A 19,951-nucleotide genomic window follows, 5' to 3' on the forward strand; every position below is an offset into this window, starting at 1 on the left:
CGACGACACCCTGCGCGCGCTGGAAGCGATCGCCTGAACCCCGGGGAATGGACATGAGTGACGAAATCGACCTTCTGGTGATCGGCGCGGGCGCCTGCGGGCTGTGCGCGGCCATTGCGGGCGCGGATGCGGGGCTAAGCGTCGCAGTCGTGGAAAAGACCGACCGGCCCGGCGGCAATTCGGCGCTGTCGACGGGGTCCGTCCCCGCCGCAGGTAGCCGTTTCCAGCGCGAGGCGGGGATTGAGGATGACCCGGAAACCTATTTCCGCGACCTGATGGGCATTGCGGGCGAAACCGACGACCCCGAACTGGTGCGCCGCATGACGCAGGTGTCGGCGGAAACCGTGGAATGGCTGGTGGATGTGGTCGAGGCCAAGATCCAGCTGATCACCGCCTACAAGCACATCGGCCATTCGGTGTCGCGCCTGCACGCCCCCGCGTCGCGCCGCGGCATCGACCTGGTGAACGACCTGGTCCGCGCGGTGGAAAAGCGTGACATTCCGCTGGCCGTGGGCAATGCCGTGCGCCGCCTGATCATCGAAGATGGCGCGGTCAAGGGTGCCATCGTCGATACCGGCGACGGGCAGGAAACCGAAATTCGCGCCCGCGCGACGCTGCTGGCGCTGAACGGCTTTGGCGCGAACAAGGCGCTGGTCGAACGCTTCTGCCCGGAAATCGCCGGGGCGCAGTATTTCGGCGCGCAGGGGTCCGACGGCGAGGCCGTGATCTGGGGCGAGGAACTGGGCGCGCGGCTGGACAACATGCAGGCCTATCAGGGCTATGCGGCGGTGGCCGATCCGCATGGGTCGATCCTGTCCTGGACGACGATCGAAAAGGGCGGCGTGCTGCTGGGCAAGGATGGCAAGCGGTTCGGCGATGAATCGCTGGGATATTCCGGATTTGCCCGGTTCGTGCTGTCGCAGGGCAGCCATGCCTGGGCGATCTTTGACCAGCGCATCTTTGAAATCGCGATGCAGGAAGAAGAGTTTGCCGAGCTGTGGGACCACGGCGGCCTGAAGAAGGGCGATACCGTGGCCGAGGTGGCGGCAGCCCAGGGCCTTGACGGTGCCGCGGCCGAGGCAGCGGTGGCCGAATACAACGCCGCCGCCGCGGCGAGTCGCGCGGATGCCTTTGGCCGCGTGGCCTATGGTCTGGCGCCGCTGCAGGCGCCGTTCTATTCCTGCCGCGTGGTGCCGGCGCTGTTCCATACGCAGGGTGGTCTGCATGTGGATGCCGATGGCCGCGTGATGCGCGCCGATGGCAGCGCGATCCCGGGCCTTTATGCGGGCGGCGGTGCTGCGGCGGGGATCAGCGGGCGCGCGGGCGCGCTTGGCTATGCCTCGGGCAATGGTCTGCTGACGGCGACCGCGCTTGGCCGTCTGGCCGCGCTGGCGGCGGCGCGTGATCTGGGGGCAAGTGACGCATGACGCTTCTGGCCGATATCGTCGCGCGTCTGGCGCAAATCGAAACCCTGCCCGCCCCGGTGGAACGGGTGGCGCTGCTGCACCTGACCGACGCGATCGGTGTCGGCCATGCCGCAGCCGGAACCGCCATCGGCGCGCCTTGGCGGCGCCACGGCGCATCGGTCGCGCAGGGTGGCGCGGCCAGCGTCTTTGGCCAGCCGCAGGGCGCGGCGCCCGCCGATGCGGCGCTGGTCAATGGCGGGCTGATCCACAGCCTGGAATATGACGACACCCATACCGGGTCGATCGTGCATGGCAGCGCGGTTCTGGCCCCCGCGGCCCTTGCCGCGGCCGAGGCAGCGGGCGCCAGCGGTGCCGCGCTGATCCGCAGCTATGCGCTGTGGTATGAGGTGATGATCCGCCTTGGCATCGCCTCGGCCGGGGGGTTCCAGAACCGCGGGTTTCAGCTGACCTCGGTCGGGGGCGCGCTGTGCGCCGCCGGGATCGCGGCGGAACTGCGCGGGCTGGGCGCGCCGGGTCAGGTCGCGGCCATCGGCATCGCGCTAAGCCAGGCCTCGGGGGTGTTCGAATTTCTGACGAACGGGTCCACGGTGAAATCCATGCATCCCGGCTGGGCCGCCCATGCCGGGCTGATCGCCGCCGATCTGGCCGCGGCGGGCATCACCGGCCCGGAAACCGCGCTGGAAGGCCGCTTTGGCCTGTTCCGCGTCTTTGCCGGCGATGAGGATGCCGCCGCCCGTCTGGCACCGCTGATCGCGGATCTGGGGCAGGTCTGGCATCTGGAACGCGCGGCCTACAAGTTCTTTCCCTGCTGCCACTACATCCACCCCTTCCTGGAAGGGGTGGAACGGCTGGCCGCCCAGGGCCTTGCGGCGGACAGCGTTGACTGGATCGATTTTGGCGTGCCCGCAGGCGCGGCATCCATCATCTGCGAGCCGTGGGAGGCGAAATGCGCCGCCCAAGGCCATTCCGCCCGCTGGAGCCTGCCCGTCACCGCCGCGATGTGGCTGGTCGATGCCGAGGTGACGCTGGACAGTTTCGAACGCCCCGCATCACCGGGCGTTCACGCGCTGGCCGCGCGGATGCGCTGGTCAGTGCTGCAGGACAGCCGCTTCCCCGACCGCTTTGACGCGTGCATCCGCGCGGGCCTGCGCGATGGCCGCGTGATTGAGGTGCGGGTGGATGATGTCTATGGCAACGCCTCGCGCCCGCCGGGGGCAGCGGATGTGATGTCGAAATTCACCGCCAATCTGGCGCGGCTGGCCGGACCCGCGCAGGCGGATGCGCTGACCCGCGCGTTGGAAGGGTTGCCAAACGCCACGGGGCTGGCCGGGCTGTCGGGCGCGCTGCGCGCCATATCGGGAAAGGCATGATGATGACGCAATTCGACCTTCTGATTTCGGGCGGCGAGGCGATCCTGCCCGGCACCGGGCGCACCGCCTGTGATATCGCGGTGGCGGGCGGCAAGATCGCGGCGATCCTGGCGCCGGGCACGCCCGTTCAGGCGGCGCGCGTGGTCGATGCCACGGGCCTTGTGGTGATGCCCGGCGCGATTGACGCGCACCTGCATCTGGGCCACGGCAAGGACATTGCCCGCCCCCGCGTGCCCGAAGATGCCGACCGCGAAACCGCCAGCGCGGCCAAGGGCGGCGTCACCTGCATGATCCCCTACCTGATGGGCACCGGCCCCTATGAAGAAATCTTCGACGAGGTCGTTTCGGTGACCGAGGCCGGGGCACGGATCGACTTTGGCTATCACTTCATCATCTCGACCGAGGATCAGCTGAAGGGGGTTCCGGCCTATATCACCGATTACGGTGCGCCGACGCTCAAGATCTTCATGAACAACCGTGGCGGCGAAGGCGCGCGTCTGGGCCTGCCCGATATCGACGACGGCTTCTTCTTCCGGTTGGCCGAACATGCGGCGGCGCATGGTGGCATGGTCGCCCCGCACCCCGAAAACATTGAGGTCGCTTGGGTCCTGCGCAAGCGGGAAATGGACCGCGACCCCGAAGGCCGCGGCGGTCTGGCCGCCTGGGACGCCACCCGCCCCGCCTTTGTCGAGGCCGAGGCCGTGCAGCGCGCGGCGTTCCTGGCCAATCAGGCGGGGGCGCCGCTGTATGTCGTGCATACCTCCTCGGCGGCGGCGCTGGATGCGGCGACCGCGCGGCGGATGGCGGGCGACCGGGTCTATCTGGAAACCTGCCCGCATTACCTGACCCATGACGTCAGCTGGGCGGGCGGCGATCTGGGCAAGATCAACCCGCCGCTGCGGTCCGCCACCGATTGCGAGGCGCTGTGGCAGGCGATCTTTGACGGCGATATCGACACGGTGGCCACCGATCACGTCCACCGCGACGCCAGTTCGAAAGAGGGCGGGATCTGGAAGGCCTCGCCCGGTTGTCCGGGAATGGAAACGATGCTGCCCGTCCTGCTGACCGAAGGCCACCACGCCCGCGGCCTGCCGCTGGAACGGATCGCGGAACTGGTGTCGGAAACCCCCGCGCGGCTGATGGGCCTGTCGCATGCCAAGGGCCGGATCGCGCCGGGGTTGGATGCCGATCTGGTGCTGGTCGATCTGGACGCCGAATGGGTGCTGCGGCGCGAAGATGTCGTGTCCTCGGCGGGCTATTCGATCTATGAAGGGCGGCCCTTCAAGGGCGCGATCCGCCACACCTTTGTGCGCGGTCATGCGGTGGTGGACAATGGCGCGCTGGTCGATGATGCGTCCGGCATCGGCCGCTATCAGCGCCGCAAGCTGGGGGCAGAGGTCTGATGGCTTTGCCGCGTATCGCCATCATCGGCACGGGCGGCACGATTTCGTCACTCGCCACCGATCCGTTCGACTATGTCGATTACCCCGAAACCGGGCGCAAGCTGTCGGTGTCCGAGGTGATCGACCAGATCCCGCGGCTGGCCACGATCGCCGATCTGGTCCCCATCCCCTTCCGCGAGGTGGGGTCAAGCGCCATCGGCCCCGCCGACTGGCTTCGGCTGGTGGCCACGATCCGCGCCACCGCGCAGGATGACAGTATCGCGGGTTTCGTCATCCTGCACGGCACCGCCACGCTGGAAGAAACCGCCTGGTTCCTGAACCTGACGCTGGAGATTCCGCAGCCCGTGGTGCTGGTGGGGGCGCAGCGGCCTTTGAACACGGTGGGCAGCGATGCGGCGGCCAATGCCATTGCCGCGCTGCGGGTGGCGGCCGATCCGCAGGCGCGGGACCGCGGCGTTATGGTGGTGCTGAACGACGAAATCCACGCCGCGCGTGAGGTTGCCAAGGGCTCAACCTACCGGCTGCACGCCTTCCATTCCGGCGCTTTCGGGCCCTTGGGCGTGGTGGACCCGGACCGCGTGGTGTTCACCCGTCGCCCCGAACGGCCCCATACCGCCGCCGCCCCCTTCCGGGTGGATGAGGCGACGGTGCTGCCGCGCGTCGATATCCTGTATGCCATGGCCGGCGCCGATGAGGCACTGGCCCGCGCCGCCATCGCGGCGGGTGCGCGCGGCATCGTGTCGGCCGGGTTCGCGCCGGGCATGACCGCGCCCACCGAACGCGCCGTTCTGGTTGAGGCGGCGGCCAAGGGCGTGGTGATCGTGCAGGCCAGCCGCGTCGGATCGGGCCGGGTGTCGCGGCGCGGGTGGCTGCGCCAGCAGGGCTGGATCGGCGCCGATGACCTTAGCCCGCACAAGGCGCGCATCCTGCTGATGCTGGCCTTGATGCACAGCAGCGATCCGGACTGGATTCAGGACTGTTTTGATAGATACTAAGCCGTGACCAAGGGGGAGATCACGATGGAACTGCGCAAACACAACCGCTATGACTATGTCCCCCTGCCCGACCGGCCCGATTTCACCTGGCCGGGTGGCAAGCGGCTGGCGCTATGCCTTTGCAACAACCTTGAGGTGTTCAGCTATCGTGACGGTCTGGGCAGCGACAGCGCGGTGCTGACCGCGCCGCAGACGCATCGCAACTATGCCTGGCGCGATTATGGCAACCGGGTGGGGCAATGGTATCTGTTCGACCTGCTGGATGAACTGGGCCTGCCCGCGTCGCACAACACCAATTCGCGGCTGTTGCGCGACTGCCCGCAGATCCTGGACCGGATCCGCGCGCGTGGCGATGAAATCGTGGGCCACGGGCGCAGCAATGGCGAACGCCAGGACAACCTGTCCGAGGCGGATGAACGCACCCTGATCCAGGAAGCGACGGACGAAATCCGCGCCCTTGCCGGGGCCGCGCCCAAGGGCTGGATGGGCCCCTATTTCGCGCAAAGCGAGGTGACGCTCGATCTGCTGGCCGAGGCCGGGTATGACTACATGCTGGATTGGCCGCTGGACGATCAGCCGGTCTGGATGAAGACCCGGTCCGGCCCGATCCTGTCGGTGCCCTATTCGGTGGAACTGAACGATTCGCCCTCGATGGTGTTCCGGCAGGAAAGCGCGATGTCGTTTGAACGCATGATCACCGACCAGTTCGATGAAATGCTGCACCAGTCGGCCAAATACCCGCTGGTCTTCACCGTCATCACGCATCCCTTCATCATCGGCCACCCCTACCGGCTGCGCGCGCTGCGCCGGGCGCTGGGGCATGTGCTGGCGCATCGCGATGATCTGTGGATCACCACGGTGGGCGGCGTGGCCGATTACATCAAGGGCTTGCCGCCGGGCACCGTGCCGATGCCCGGCTGATCGGTCACAGGGGCCGGGCGCGCAGCGCGATCAGGCGGCGGCGGGCGCGCATCGGGCCGGTCGCCACGGCGGCGTCGCCCCCCGCGTCCAGGCCGATGCCCACCTCGGCCTCGATCACAAAACCGGCCTGCGCGACCAGATCACGCAGATCCCGCGCCGCGATCGGGCTGAACGGGCCCTGCAGCGGCACCTGGCCCAGCGATTCCACCTGCCGCCACATCCGCCCATAGCGTGAGGTCATGTTGCGCGCGCTGATCACCAGCGCCCCGCCGGGTTTCAGCACCCGGCGCGCCTCGACCAGAACCGCGGCGCGGTCGCGCAGATGTTCCAGCGATTGCAGGAAGACCACGGCATCCAGGCTGGCATCGGCATGGGGCAGGCGCCCGTCACGCATCAGCACGAAATCGGTGGGAAGACCCCCCTGCCCTTCCTGGTTCAGCCGTTCGCGGATGAACCGGATGCTGGGTTCGGCCAATTCGGCCACGTCCAGATGCACGGATGCGGGCAGATGCGCGCGCAGCGCCGCCGTGCTGGTGCCGCCCCAGGGCGCGATTTCCAGAACGCGGGCATCGGCGGGCAGATCGGGCAGCAGGCGCAGTTCCTGCGCCGCGGCCTCGCCCTGACGGCGGGATTGATAGACCCCGGCGGTGGGCGATTTGGCCCAGACCGAATAGCCGCGGAAATCCCCCAGCTGATCCCAGCGCCAGGCATCGGGGTTCCATTCCGCATAGGGATTGCGCGCCTTGTTGATCGACGCATAAGGATAGGTGTCATCGGGCCGGGTGGGGTAAATCGTCTGCGCGGGCCGCGCGAATCGCCCGAAGGACAGGATGCTGTCGGGGTCACGGCGCGGCGCCTTCATCAGCGGCGCGCCCGCGACCGGGCGGCCAATGGCCAGCGCGCCGATCAGTTCGAACACCGGCGGAATCCCCATCATTTCGCGCAAAGGTTGATGATCGCCGATCCCCGCATTCCAGATCGTGGACAGCCCGCGCAGATGCGCGCTGATCATCATGTGATAGGTCGCCGCCGCCACCGATTGCACGACGGAATGGTTGTCATGCGCCCAGCCCTTTTGAAAACACAGATAAATCAGCGCCGAACAGTCCGAGAAATGCGGGTTCCCGCCGGCGATGTCATTGGCGCGGCGCAGATCTTCGCGGTCGGTCAGGATCACGAAATGCCACATCTGCTGATTGCACGATGACGGCGCCTGGGTGCCATCGGCGACGATGTCACGCAAGATATCGGCATCGATGGGCGAGCCGTCAAACACCCGGCAAGACCGGCGATCGGCGATGCGATCCAGGATCTCGGATGCCTCAAAAATGTTCGTTCGGGGGTGATTTTCGGGACTTTGTTCTATTTTCATAATCATGTTACCTTTCCCTCCGTGTTACCGAAATAACTACTATGGAAACTGTTGACAGGGAAAGCGGCTCGTGCAGACTGTTCACAGTTTTCGGAGGGTTCGGCCCTGCGGACGCGGGGTGCCGGAACCGGTGCCGACGACAATGAACAACACTGTGACCAATTGGGGAACACGACCATGGCTTTCAACAGGGCACTTCTTGGCGGGATCGCAATCGCCGCTTCGGTCTTCGGGTCTGCGCAGGCCCAGGAATTCCGGCTGAATTTCGGGCATTATCTGAACGATAGCCCCTATCTTGATGTGGAACGCGAATTCGCCAAGGCGATTGAAACCCGTTCCGAAGGCCGCGTTGCCATCAACATCGTCTATTCGGGCGGCCTGGGCAAAGGCGAAGAACTGCTGTCGCTGGCCGGCCGCGGCGCGGTGGACATGGCCGCGATCGTGCCGGGCTATTACGCCGACCAACTGCCCTTCGCCCGCGCGGTGCAGGTGCCCTTCGTCTTTGATTCGCCCAGCGAAGCGATTGAGATTGCGCAATATTCCTACAAGGAAATGCCGGTCTTTGCCGAAGAACTGCAGGCCCAGGGCGTGCGCCGGTTCTTCCACCAGCCGCTGGGCTCGTATTTCATGACCGGCAAGACCGATGACTGCAAGGCGATCGACGGTCTGTCCAACAAGAAGATCCGCACCTTTGGCGCCGACATTCCCAAGATGATGTCCGCCGTGGGCGCGGTGCCGGTGACCGTCGGCACGGGCGACCTGTTTGAGGCGCTGGAACGTGGCACGCTGGACTATTCGTTCCTGAACCTCGGCAATATCGAGGCGTTCCGCCTGCATGAAGTGGGCAAGTTCAGCTGTGGCCCGGCGCTGTCGATGGCCGGCCACCTGGTCGTGATGAGCGAGCGCACCTGGCAGCGCCTGCCCGAGGACATCCAGGCGATCATCCTGGAAGAAGCCGACATCGCCCAGCAGAAATACGTTGAGCTGATCAACGCCGCCGAGGCCGCCGCGGGCGAACGCATGACCGCCGCGGGCCACACGATCATCGAGCTGAGCCCCGAGACGGTTGCCGACTGGCAGGCGAAAACCCCGGACCTGCTGCAGGACTGGGCTGATGGCATGGCCGCGCGCGGCAAGGGCGATGCCGCCGCCGAAGTCGTCGCCAAATGGCGCGAGATGGCGGCCGACTGATCTGGCATATTGCGGCCGGGCGTTTCCTTCGCCCGGCCGATTCCTTTGACAGACCCGACCTTGCCGAAAGACATCCAATGAAAAAGCTGATCGAGAAAACCGCGATCCTGACCGTCGCCCTGGGCAGTATCGGCCTGTTGCTGGCGATGTTCGTGGGCGTGGGCGATGTGGTCGGAACGCTGTTCAAGAAACCCATCCCCGGCGCGCTGGAACTGACCGAAAGCACGATGGTACTGATCGTGTTCGGCGGGCTGACCTTTGCCCAGATCCGGCGGGGCCATATCCGGGTGGAACTGTTTTACCTGCGCGCGGGCCCCAAGGTGCGGTCCTTGATGGACATCATCGCGGCGCTCAGCGGGATCGTCTTTTTCGGGCTGCTGTCCTGGCAGGCGGTAAATGAGGCGATGTATAGCTGGGAAATCAAGGAAGCCTCTTTCGGGCTGACCCGCTTCCCGCTGTATCCGGCGCGCACGCTGCTGGCCTTCGGGTCGATCCTGATGCTGCTGCAACTTGTCGTGGACCTGTGGGAAGACATCCGCAGCTTCGGCAACCCCCGCCACTTTGAAATCGGCTGATGCCGCGTTCTGAACTTATCCGAGGTTTTCCAAGTGCTTGACCCGGCCACCGCCGCCCTAATCGCCATCGCCCTGGTGACAATCCTGCTGGTTTCCGGCGCCCATATCAGCGTGGGCATGGGCCTTGGCGGGCTGCTGGGGATGTATCTGACCATCGGCCCGCATGCCGCGATGGCGCAGCTTGCAACCGTGCCGTTCAGCACGACCAATTCCTTCACGCTGGCGGTGATCCCGCTGTTCATCCTGATGGGTGCGCTGGCGACACAGGCAAGGTTGACCACAGACCTGTATCAGGCCGCCTATAACTGGATGTCGCGCCTGCCCGGGGGCCTGGCGATGACGACCACGATCGCCTCGGCGGCCTTTGGCGCGGCCTCGGGGTCGACGATCGTGAACGCCGCCGTCTTTACCAAGATGGCGATGCCGGAAATGACCAAGCTTGGCTACGACAAAAAGCTGAGCGCAGGCTGCATCGCCGCATCGGGCACGCTGGCCGCGATGATCCCGCCCAGCGTTCTGATGGTGATCTATGCGATCATCACCGAACAATCCGTGGGCCTGATGCTGGTGGCCGGCTTGATCCCCGGCGTCCTGACCGCCTTCATCTTCCTGACCGGCATCTATGTCATGGTCAAACGCCGCCCCGAAATTGCGCCGATGCCGACCGAGATCATTTCGCGCGAGAACAAGATCAAGTCGCTGAAAAACGTCTGGGGCATCGTGGTTCTGTTCACGTTGGTGATCGGCGGCATTTATGGCGGCTTCTTCGTGCCGACCTATGCCGGTGCGGTGGGGGCCTTTGGCGCCTTCCTGATCGTGTTCCTGAAGCGCCGCGCCCAGGCCAGCGTGCTGCGCGAAACCTTCCTGGACGCGGTCTATACCAGCGCCACGATCTTTGCCGTGGTGATCGGCGGGATGCTGTTCGCGCGCTTCCTGACCTATACCGGGCTGGTGTCGTCGGTGTCGGGCGCGATGATCGCGCTGGAACTGTCGCCGCTGACCTACCTTCTGGGCTTTGCGCTGCTGTTCCTGGTGCTGGGCATGTTCATCGAACCGATCGCGATCATGGTGATGACGCTGCCGGTGATGTTCCCGGTGATGACCTCGGTGGGCTATGATCCGATCTGGCTGGGCGTCATCGTCATCAAGATGGCCGAAATTTCGCTGATCACGCCACCTGTGGGGCTGAACGTCTATGTGGTGCGCAGTTCGTCCCCCGTGCCGCTGCGGCTGGAACAGGTGTTTGCGGGCGTCGCCCCCTTCATCCTGATGGAGGTGATCACACTGGCCCTGCTGATCATGTTCCCGGCGATCGTGACCTTCCTGCCGAACCTGACGCGCTAACCACCCGGAGAGTGCCATGACCGAAGCCGAAACCCGCGCCGCCGTGACGCGCGAATTTCAGGCGCTGACCCGTTGGACCAGCGCCCTGACCTGGGCGGATATCCCCGAAGATATCCGCCAACGCGCCGCGCTGATCCTGGCCGATGATTTCGGCGCGCTGATTGCCGCGCGCGATGAACCCGAACTGATCGCCCTGCGCGCGGGCCTTGCGCGTGCGGCCGGTGCGCCCGAGGCGACGGTTTTCGATGCCGCCCTGCCCCGGCAGGATCGCTACAGCGCGGCCCTGTCAAATGGCGCGGCCGCCGATTGGTGTGAGTTGGATGGCGGCTATCGGCTGGCGATCTGTCACGCCGCGCTCTATTGCCTGCCCGCGCTGCTGGCCGAGGCCGAGGCGGAACGCCACAGCCTGCAACATCTGCTGCTGTCGCTGATCGTGGGCTATGAAACCGTGGCGCGGGTGGCGCGCTGCTTTGCCTTCCCGGGCCTTGTGATGCATCCGCATGGCGGGCTGGCCACGGTCGGGGCGGCGGCGGCCATCGCGCGGATGCGCGGGCTGGATGCCGAAACCACCGCCGCGGCCATTTGCACCGGGGCGACGCTGGTCCTGCCCGGGCCCTTTGGCCATGCCGTCGAAGGCGCGCTGATCCGCAACGTCTGGCCGGGGCTGTGCGCCCAGAACGGCATCCGTTCCGCCGATTGGGCCGCGATTGGCGTGGCGGGCGGGCCCGACAGCCTGTTTGACGTGTTTGCGCGCATCATGGGCGCCACCGCGACCCCCGCGGCGCTGTCCGTCGATCTGGGGCAAACCTGGGCGATGCAGGACGCCTATCACAAGATGCACGCCTGCTGCCAATATGCCCATTCCACCGTTGAGGCGGTTCTGGCAGCCCTGCGCGATGCGGGCCCCGTGACGCCCGATCAGGTCGCCGCGATCGACATCGCCACCCATTGGAAGGGCCGCAAGCTGGACAATCCCCAGCCCGCCACGACACTGGCCGCCAAGTTTTCCATTCAGCACATCGCCGCCGCCACGCTGGCCTTTGGCCATGCCGGGGCCGCGGCGTTTCATGCCGATACCCTGCGCGCCCCCGCCTTGATGCGGCTGCGCGGCTTGGTCAGCATCAGCGCGCATGAACCCGAACAGCCCTGGCCCCACGACCGCCCTGCCCGCGCGACGCTGCGCCTGACCGATGGGCGCGAACTGGTCGGCGAATGCCTGAGCGCGCCGGGCGGGGCCGATCTGCCCTATGGCCCCGACCAGATTACGCAAAAGGCGCTTGGCCTTATGGCACCACTGCTGCCCGGCGCGGACCGGGTGATCCCGCAGGTTCTGGCGCTGGAGGGGGCGCGTCTTGCGCAATCCTGGCCTGACCTGCTGGCGGATTTACGCGGATAAATCCGTAGCTTAGCCGGGGCTTGGCTGAAATTGCCAATTGGCAATTTCAGATCGGATTGGCCTCGGCGAATTTGCGAAAGAAGGCCAGGAAGGCGCGGTCAGGATCGTCGGCGGGCGGTTTTCCGGCCGACCAGGCGCGCCATTCGCCTTCGACAAAGTAAATGTCATAGCCCGGATGGCGCAGGCGCGCGGTTTCATAGGTTTCCGTGCGCAGCGCCGCGCCACGCGCATCCAGCCAGGCGGGCCGGGGCGCCACATCGGGGCGCGCGCCCTGCCCCGCCAGCTTTTCTTCGCGGCCCTCGGCGCGAACGCGGCGGCCCACCTTGGAAAACTGCAACGCCCGATCCGCCGCGCCCGAGGCATCGCCATCCTTGCGCCACCACCGCAATTCCACATGCGTCACCGCACGCCCCGTCTTGACCGGGTCGATTTCCACCAGAAAATCCGACAGCGCGTTCACCTCGGCCACGGCAGGGTCGATGGCGCGCAGTTTCAGGTTGGACCAGCTGGTCAGCTTGCCCTTGGGCACCCCCAGAACGCCGCGCAGCGCCTCCAGCGTGAAGCGTTCGGAAGCCTTCCAACGCAGGTTGCCGCGCTTTTGCACCATTTCGTATAGCGTCAGCGCGTATTTTGAGGACAGGGCAAACATCACCTCGCGCTGCAGGCGGGCGAAGACCTGCGAATTGCGGATGATCTTGCGCAGACGCGCGGGGATTTCATATTCCAGCATGCCATCGGACCGCAGCCCTTCCAGGTTGCCGCCCAGCAGCTGCACCCGTTCCACCGCCGGTTCGCCATCCCAGGTCACCGCGACCTTGACGATTGCCGACATCAGCCGTTCCAGGCTTTCGCCGATGCGGTCGTTGGAATTGTGGCTGCCGCGCAGCGCGGATTTGGCGATCACATGGGTGACGGGCTTGTCGATCGCCTCCCACGCGTTTTCCAGAAGCTGGTTATAGATCCGCCGGTCGGCGAGCGTCAGCGGGGTGACCTCGATCAGATCGACCAGCTCGCCGGGCTTGATCAGGCTTTCGGCGTTTGGCTTGGCGTCGATCGTGCGGTATGATTTTTCAGCCATGCTCAGCCTACCCCGTTCTGCTTACTTTTGTAGCTTTGGATGCGTAAGATTTCAACCCTTCATCGGGTTATCCACCCAAAAGGTAAGAGTTTGCCAAAAGCAGCGTTCGCAGGTGATTCGCAGGGGCTTGGTATCAAAGGCTTTTTTGCCGCGTTGCAGGGCCAGGTCGGCGCCCACCCAAGACGTAAGGTTTCAGACCCACCCGAATCGTAAGGCCAGACCGCCCGATTCGTAAGGAATGGCCGCCCGAAAGGTAAGCGTAACCCACCCGGAACGTAAGCGCAGTGACGGTTTTCGTATTGGGCTCAATAGCTTGGCGGCGACGAACACTGAATCTATAAGAATCTGAACTTCAGGTTTGTTTTTTTATCCACAGGATTTTGGATTGGTTTGCGCGGCCCTGGTCCGCCAAGACTTGAACCCTTACGAATTGGGATGGGTTGCGACGGTTTTCGGTGCTCAAAGTCCGGCGCTGACGCCTGTTACCCGCAATGTTCCGGAATACGGGCCCCCTAGCCCAACTTCCGGTTTTTTCGCTGATAGACCCGCTAAATCCGAACTTTACCTGACCCGCCGAATAACGCATGATTCCGCCAGCATCAGAACGGAACATCCATGGATACCACCGTAATCCCCCCCGTCAGCCTTGAAGAGCTGTCCCTGCTGACCCGCCGCGCCTCAACCGTGATCGAACGGCTGCGCGAACGCGTCTTTGCGCCCGGCACACAAAAGCGGCTGGAGCTGCGTTTCAACGTGCGCACCGCCGCCGAAATGGTCGGGCGCACCGAAAAGGCCATTCGCGACGCCGAGGCCGATGGCCGCCTGCCGGAACCGGAAAAGGACGCCGAAACCGGCCGCCGCCTGGGCTATTCCCTGGCCGAGGTGAACCGCATGCGCGAGGTGTTTGGCACCCTGCCCCATCGCGCGCCCGATGACCCGCCGCTGATCATGGCGGTGCAGAACTTCAAGGGCGGGGTCGGCAAATCGACGCTGGTCACGCATCTGGCACAATTCTTCGCGCTGAAGGGCTATCGCGTCTGCGTCATCGATTGCGATAGCCAGGCGTCGACCACGGCGGTGTTTGGGATGAACCCCGATGTGGATGTCGATGAAGAGGAAGATACGCTGTATCCGTTCTTCCGCCACGGCGGGCCCAAAACGCTGCATTACGCGCTGCGGGCGACCTATTGGCACAATATCGCGCTGATCCCGGCGAACCTTGGCCTTTATGATGCCGAATATGAATTTGCGGCCCGAATGGCGCGCGAACCCACGTTCATTCTGGACCGGCTGCGTGAAGGGGTGGAAACCATCGCGGATCAGTTCGACATCATCCTGCTGGATCCGCCGCCGGCGCTGGGGATGTTGTCGCTGTCGGTGCTGCGCGCGGCCAATGCGCTGGTGATCCCGACGCCGCCGAACAACATCGACTTTGCCTCGACCGCGCATTTCCTGAAGATGATGGAGGCGACGCTGGGCGAACTGGCGCTGCACGGGGGCGCGCGGTCTTACAGCTTCGTCAAGATTTTGGCGACCAAGATGAACGATCAGAAATCGGCGCATGTGGCGATCAAGCGGATGATGGATGCGGTTTTCCCGCAAGACATGCTGAACGCCGTGCTGAAGGACAGCGCCGAGATTGATAATGCGACCGCGAACCTTTCGACGGTTTATGAACTGACCGGGGCCGCGACGCGGACCGAAACCCATCGCCGGTGCCGCGCCTATCTGGATGCGGTGGGGCGTGAAATCGAACTTCTGGCGCGCAAGACATGGCCCAGCCATCACCGCGCGCTGCGCAAGGAGGGTGTGCTGTGAGCAAGCGCCATGATGCCATTTTCGACGACGTTCTGAAGGATATTGCCGCCGATCCGACCCCGGCGGATGACCGGGCCGGGACGCGGTTCCTGAAGCGGTCCAACGCGCTGGCCGAGGCGGGGACGCGCGAAGAAAAGGTGTTGCGCTGGGTCGATCCCGCGCAATGCGTGATGTGGGACCGGCACAACCGCGCCTATGAGTTGCTGACCGAGGATAATTGCCGCGACCTGATCGACAGCATCAAGGCGCAGGGCCAGCAGGAATTTCCCGCCATCGTGCGCCGCCGTGAAGGCCCCGGCGCGGAATATGAGGTGATCTGTGGCGCGCGGCGGCATTTCGCCGTGTCCTGGCTGCGCGCGCATAACTATCCGCAGTTCCGCTATCTGATCGAGGTGCGCGACCTGACGGATGAAGAGGCCTTCCGCCTGGCCGATATTGAAAACCGCGACCGCGAGGATCTGTCTGATTACGAACGTGCGCGCGACTATGCCAATGCGCTGGATCTGTATTACGGCGGGCGGCAAAAGACGATGGCCGAACGGCTGGAGGTGTCCGAGGCCTGGTTGTCGCGCTACCTGCAACTGGCGCGCCTGCCCGAGGCGGTGGTGGCGGCCTGGCCCTCGATCCGCGAGGTGAAGGAGCTGCACGCCCGCGCGCTGAAGCCCTTGCTGGCCGATGACGATGCCGCCGAACGCGTGCAGCAAGAGGCCGCGGTGATCGCCGCCGAACAGGCCGCGGCGCGGGCGGGGCAGGGGTCGGCGGTGCCCGCGCCCAAGGTTCTGGCGCGGCTGAAGGCGGCGGGCGAAGGTCCGCGCCCCAGCCGCCCCGCTACCGTGTTCCGCCGCGCGCCGGAAGAATCCGGCGTGGTGATGAAAAAGCGCGGGCACAAGATCACGCTGGAATTTTCCGACAACCTGTCCGAGGCCGCCTTGCGCGCCGCGTTCGACCAGTTCTTTGCCGCGAAATTCGGCAAGAAGTGAAAAATTGCCAATTGGCAATTTCCCGGATCAGGCGCGCGGGATGCGCCTGATCCGGTCGCCCAGAATGCGGGACAGGCGCTGAAAACCCTGGCGCAGAACCGCATCGCCATGCCAGCCGGGAATGTGAAACACCGCCGTATCGGCAGGCAGGCGGTCGCCCCAGCCATACAGGTCGCGCAGAACATCGGGCAGGTTTTCATCGGTGCGGATCACGATGATGCTGCTACGATAGGGCGCAAAGCTGTGGTCGCGGGTCAGCGTCAGGAAATGGGTCACCAGGTCGTCGATCAGCCGTTCTGCATCCGTCACCGGCGGGGCTAGGTTCAGCCGACGCAGCAAGGCGGCGGGCAGGCGGCTGGTCAGGGCCAGATCGCGCCAGCCGATCTGCCCGCGCAGCTTTTGCCGTAGGTTATGCCCGATGCGCCGCAGCCGCCGTCTTTGCCGCCGCAACCAGCGGGTCCGCGCGGGCACCGCGCTGCCTGCATCGGGCGCCCAGCTGTCGATCAGCACCAGGTCGCGGACATCGGCACCGTTGGCGGTTAACGCCTGCGCCGTGGCCATCGCCACCACGCCATCGACGCACAGCCCGATCAGAATAAGTGGCCGCCCGGGGTAGCGGGCGGAAATCAGGCTCTGTGCCGCCTCAATCACCGCAGTCAGGCCCTGATCGGCCTGTGCGTGCATCGTGGCGCGGTCGGGCACGGTCAGACAGGCGATGGTGCAATCAGGCTCTATCCCACGGGTTAGGGACTGATACAGAAGCGGCTGATTGACCGCGACGATCACCGGCGCATGGGGCGCGCCGCTGCGCAGTTCAAACAGTTCCCACAACGTCCGGGCGGGCGCGGGGATGCGCGCGCGGGTCAGTTCGGTCAACAGACCATCCAGCGTCGGGTCGCGTAGGAAGGCGGCGATGGCGGGGCGGTGCCCGAAGGCCTGTTCCACCCGCGCCAGCATCCGCAGCGCCAGAACCGAATGCCCGCCCGCCTGATAGAAATCAGCATTGATCTGGTCTGGCGGCAGGTTCAGCAGATCGGCCCAGATCTGCGCCAGCCGGGCGCGGTCGGCATCGGGGGCAGGGGGGGCGATCGCGTCGGTCGTGGGCAGCAGGGGTTGGTCGGGATGTGCCAAAGACTGGGTGAAACACTCAAGAATACTGTCGGCCAGTGCTTCAATCCGGGCGGGGTCATACAGCGCGCGGTCATAATCGACCACCAGCGCCCAGTTTCCCCGCCGCCCGATCAGATTGATCGACAGATCGCCTTGAATCCCCGGCGCATGTGACGGAGCCGAGGTCAGGGTGAAGGGGCCGTAATCAGCCTCTTCCATGAAGATCTTTTGCATGTTGAAGGTGATCGCGGTCAGCGGACGGCGCAGCGGGTCGCGGGCGGGGTTCAGCGCGCGGACCAGCAGGTCAAAGGGGAAATCGGCATGTTCCAGCGCGCCCTGCACCACCCCGCGCGTGTGGCGCAGGCTCTGTGCGAAACTGTCGCCCGGCGCCAGATCCAGCCGCAGCACCAGCGTGTTGATGAACACCCCGATCATCTGTTCCAGATCGGGGTCATCGCGGCAGGCGGTGGGGGTGGCAAAGGACACATCCGTGCGCCCGGTGGCCCGCGACAGCGCCGCGGCGGTGACGGTGGCGGCGATCATGAAGGCCGAAGCATCCTGCGCGGCGGCCACGCGTTGCAGCGCGGCGTCAAACCCCTCGGACAGATCACGGCGCACGGCGCCCGCGCTGCGATGCGGATCGGCCTGGCGCGGGTGATCGGGGGGCAGTTCGAAATAGGCCATTCCGCGCAGCTGATCGGTCCAGTAATCCTGCGCGGGTTGCAGGGCGCCGGTTTCCAGCAATTCGCCCTGCCACAGCGCGAAATCGCCGTATTGCAGCGGTAGATCGGGCAGATCGGGGCTGCGGCCTTCCTCCATCGCGGCGGCGATGGTGCCCAGTTCGCGGCCCAGAACGCGGATGGAAAAGCCGTCAAAGACGGTGTGATGCGCGGTGATCAGAATCTCGGCCTGGTCATGATGGGTCTGCACCAGCGCCACGCGCAGCAGCGGCGGCTGGGTCAGGTCAAAGGGGCGGGCGCCCAGATCCTGCGCGATGGCCCGGATGCGGGGTTCATGCTCGGCGGCGGGCAATTGGCGGATGTCGACCACATCCAGCTTGAACGGGGTTTGGGCCAGAACCTGCTGGCACAGGTCGCCGCCCTGATCGACCAGCCGGGTGCGCAGGATTTCATGGCGCGCCACGATCGCGCGCAGGGCGTTTTCCAGCAGGCCGGCGCTGAACCGCCCGGCGATGTGCCAGCGCACGGCGATGTTGTTGCCGGGGTCGCCCGGGGCCAGCTGTTCGGCGAACCAGAAGCGGCGCAGCGCGAAAGAGGGCGGAAACTGCCCAAGGATCTTTGGGTCTTGCACTGCGGTCATGGCGCTTCCCCCGGGACTGGATCATTGCGGGCCGTCGTCGCGTTGCCCGGCCAGTGTAGCGCGCCTGGGGGGAGTCGGCATAGGAAAAGATCGCGCCGCACTTAGCACCGGATGCGGGGTGGGGTGGGGCAGGGCGGCGGCATGGGCCGACAGGAACGCCGCCCAGGCGCCCGACCAGGCCAGCCCCGACAGGGTCAGCCAGGGATTGGCGGGGTCCAGTTCCGCCGCCACGCGGGCCAGCGTTGCCACCCCGATCAGCGTCAGCGCAAGCCAGTGGCGCCGTCGGGGCCGCAGCCCCGCACCCGGGGGGCGGTGCATGGTGGTGCGCGCGGCGAAGGCCAGGATCATCGCCCCCATCGCGCCCAGCGTCAGCAGGTGCAGCGCGGCCAGCGGCGGCAGGGCATCGATGCGGCCCGCCGCGATGCCGCACAGCCCCGCCGCCAGCCCGGCATAGGCCAGGCACAGCATCCGGTTCGCGGCATCGGTCGGGGCGCCGGGGCGGATGCCGGGCCAGGCGCGCCACAGCACCCACAGCGCCGCCATCCCCAGCCCGGCAAGGCCGCCGGGACCATCCAGCGCCACACCCGCCCCCAGCGCCGCCAGACCGGGCCAAAGCGGCCCCGTGGGGCGCCGTGGCAGGCCCCGGCGTTGGCGGTCGGTGGCCAGAAAGGCGGGGATCGCGCGCCCGCCCACGAACAGGATCAGCGCGGCCATGGCCAGCGCCAGCGCCTTTGGCGGGATGTCGGCGGCGGGTAGGGCGGCTTCGGCCAGCGTCAGGGCCAGGGGGGCGGTGGCCAGGGGCAGGCGCGCCCATCGCCGTGCCGCCACAACCGGCCACAGCACCGCCCCTGCCACCGCCAGCGCCGGGGGCAGGAAGGCCAGCGGCTGATCGGGCAGACCAAGCGCCACCCCCCGCGCGGCCAGCCACAGCGCGCCCAGCACAAGCGCGGGCAGGGCGGGCGGGCGCCCCGTCCAGGCGCGCTGCGCGGTCAGCACATAGCCGGTCACCGCGGCGCCGCCAAAGCCGAAGATCCCCAGCCGCAGATGCACCGTGCGCGGGTCATCCAGCGCCAGCAGCCACAGCCACGGCAGCGCCAGCGCGATCAGCGCGGCAAGGGTGAAGAACACCCCCGCCGGATGCCGCACAAGCGGGGGCTGGTGCGCGGGCAGGGGGGGGACGGGTGGGGGCATCTGGGCGCCATCGGTCATTGGTCGCGCCGGTTCTGGCAGGTGCGGACCCGGGTGACTATGACATTTGTCAAACAACCGGAGGCAGAGTATATATACCCTATGATAGTGTGATTCATCCTTAGGTATATTCGCGTCTACGTCTACACAATCGGTTAACCTTAAGCGCCTTTGAGCGACTCTGCCGTGAAACATAGGATGAAGCTCAGACCAAAAGTTTTGGGCGCTGAGATGGTGGATGGTTACGAGTTTCTGGCAAGGGGCGCGGACCCGGGCAAGAACCGGGGCCAGACCGGGCGCAGCGGCAGGGCAAAGCCACCCGAGGCAAGCCCGCCCGAAACGCCCCCCAGATGGTTTGACGATCTTGCGAGTTCGGGCTGGTGGCTTTTGCCGGCGGGAATCGTGGGCGTGCTGAGTTGGGGAACCGCGATCTGGCTGGCGTTGTTCTGATGCCGCGGGTCGT

General features: G+C 66.0%; 16 protein-coding genes. 12 read left to right on the top strand and 4 right to left on the bottom strand.

The window, feature by feature from the left end:
• Window positions 1-53: 53 nt before the first annotated feature.
• Genes MXB90_RS15375 through MXB90_RS15395 form a run of 5 tightly spaced genes read left to right on the top strand, consistent with a single transcriptional unit; the run spans window position 54 to window position 6,116 of the window.
• Window positions 54-1,427, top strand: a complete 1,374-nt coding sequence (locus tag MXB90_RS15375; RefSeq protein WP_250046310.1) for an FAD-dependent oxidoreductase — start codon at window positions 54-56, stop codon at window positions 1,425-1,427.
• Window positions 1,424-2,797 carry an MmgE/PrpD family protein gene (locus tag MXB90_RS15380; protein ID WP_250046311.1) on the top strand — a complete coding sequence of 458 codons (1,374 nt, stop codon included), beginning with the start codon at window positions 1,424-1,426 and terminating at the stop codon, window positions 2,795-2,797. Before MXB90_RS15375 ends, MXB90_RS15380 begins: the two co-directional genes overlap by 4 nt.
• The gene (locus tag MXB90_RS15385; protein ID WP_250046312.1) at window positions 2,797-4,200 is read left to right on the top strand and encodes a dihydroorotase; all 1,404 of its coding nucleotides are present in this window, start codon (window positions 2,797-2,799) and stop codon (window positions 4,198-4,200) included. Before MXB90_RS15380 ends, MXB90_RS15385 begins: the two co-directional genes overlap by 1 nt.
• Window positions 4,200-5,195 (top strand): asparaginase, encoded by a 996-nt coding sequence (locus MXB90_RS15390; RefSeq protein WP_250046313.1) that lies wholly within the window; start codon window positions 4,200-4,202, stop codon window positions 5,193-5,195. The genes MXB90_RS15385 and MXB90_RS15390 overlap by 1 nt, the downstream gene beginning before the upstream one ends.
• A 3-nt stretch (window positions 5,196-5,198) precedes the next feature.
• On the top strand, window positions 5,199-6,116 hold the full coding sequence (locus tag MXB90_RS15395; RefSeq protein WP_250046314.1) for a polysaccharide deacetylase family protein: 918 nt from the start codon (window positions 5,199-5,201) through the stop codon (window positions 6,114-6,116).
• A 4-nt stretch (window positions 6,117-6,120) separates the two neighbouring features.
• Here the strand turns inward: MXB90_RS15395 and MXB90_RS15400 are convergent, their stop codons facing one another.
• A complete protein-coding gene (locus tag MXB90_RS15400) occupies window positions 6,121-7,494 on the bottom strand; it encodes a nitroreductase family protein (protein WP_250046315.1) in 1,374 nt (457 codons plus the stop codon).
• 171 nt (window positions 7,495-7,665) lie between these two features.
• Here MXB90_RS15400 and MXB90_RS15405 point away from each other — a divergent pair, with 171 nt between their 5' ends.
• From MXB90_RS15405 to MXB90_RS15420, 4 genes are all read left to right on the top strand, one after another.
• Window positions 7,666-8,679, top strand: coding sequence for a TRAP transporter substrate-binding protein (locus MXB90_RS15405; RefSeq protein ID WP_250046316.1), 1,014 nt, complete (start codon window positions 7,666-7,668; stop codon window positions 8,677-8,679).
• A 77-nt stretch (window positions 8,680-8,756) separates the two neighbouring features.
• Complete coding sequence (locus MXB90_RS15410) at window positions 8,757-9,254, top strand: TRAP transporter small permease subunit (RefSeq protein WP_250046317.1); 498 nt, start codon at window positions 8,757-8,759, stop codon at window positions 9,252-9,254.
• A 33-nt stretch (window positions 9,255-9,287) separates the two neighbouring features.
• Window positions 9,288-10,598 (top strand): TRAP transporter large permease, encoded by a 1,311-nt coding sequence (locus tag MXB90_RS15415; protein WP_250046318.1) that lies wholly within the window; start codon window positions 9,288-9,290, stop codon window positions 10,596-10,598.
• 16 nt (window positions 10,599-10,614) lie between these two features.
• The gene (locus MXB90_RS15420) at window positions 10,615-11,994 is read left to right on the top strand and encodes an MmgE/PrpD family protein (protein ID WP_250046319.1); all 1,380 of its coding nucleotides are present in this window, start codon (window positions 10,615-10,617) and stop codon (window positions 11,992-11,994) included.
• A 46-nt stretch (window positions 11,995-12,040) separates the two neighbouring features.
• On the opposite strand, the gene MXB90_RS15425 is transcribed toward MXB90_RS15420, so the two are convergent.
• Entirely contained in the window at window positions 12,041-13,072 is a 1,032-nt protein-coding gene (locus MXB90_RS15425) for a replication initiation protein (RefSeq protein WP_250046320.1), read from the bottom strand.
• Window positions 13,073-13,687: 615 nt separating this feature from the next.
• Between MXB90_RS15425 and MXB90_RS15430 the strand changes: the two genes are divergently transcribed.
• Both MXB90_RS15430 and MXB90_RS15435 read left to right on the top strand, forming a co-directional pair.
• Window positions 13,688-14,890: an AAA family ATPase gene (locus MXB90_RS15430; RefSeq protein ID WP_250046321.1), complete on the top strand. Its 1,203-nt coding sequence runs from the start codon at window positions 13,688-13,690 to the stop codon at window positions 14,888-14,890.
• On the top strand, window positions 14,887-15,870 hold the full coding sequence (locus tag MXB90_RS15435) for a ParB/RepB/Spo0J family partition protein (protein WP_250046322.1): 984 nt from the start codon (window positions 14,887-14,889) through the stop codon (window positions 15,868-15,870). Before MXB90_RS15430 ends, MXB90_RS15435 begins: the two co-directional genes overlap by 4 nt.
• A 27-nt stretch (window positions 15,871-15,897) precedes the next feature.
• Here MXB90_RS15435 and MXB90_RS15440 read toward each other — a convergent pair whose 3' ends face one another.
• Window positions 15,898-18,300 (bottom strand): condensation domain-containing protein, encoded by a 2,403-nt coding sequence (locus MXB90_RS15440; protein WP_250046323.1) that lies wholly within the window; start codon window positions 18,298-18,300, stop codon window positions 15,898-15,900.
• Between the two features lie 21 nt (window positions 18,301-18,321).
• Complete coding sequence (locus MXB90_RS15445) at window positions 18,322-19,509, bottom strand: NnrS family protein (protein WP_250046324.1); 1,188 nt, start codon at window positions 19,507-19,509, stop codon at window positions 18,322-18,324.
• Between the two features lie 210 nt (window positions 19,510-19,719).
• Here MXB90_RS15445 and MXB90_RS15450 point away from each other — a divergent pair, with 210 nt between their 5' ends.
• A complete protein-coding gene (locus tag MXB90_RS15450; RefSeq protein ID WP_250046325.1) occupies window positions 19,720-19,938 on the top strand; it encodes a hypothetical protein in 219 nt (72 codons plus the stop codon).
• Window positions 19,939-19,951 lie beyond the last annotated feature (13 nt).

It is taken from the genome of Phaeovulum molybdatiresistens (genome assembly GCF_023544865.1).
GTDB lineage: Bacteria > Pseudomonadota > Alphaproteobacteria > Rhodobacterales > Rhodobacteraceae > Pontitalea.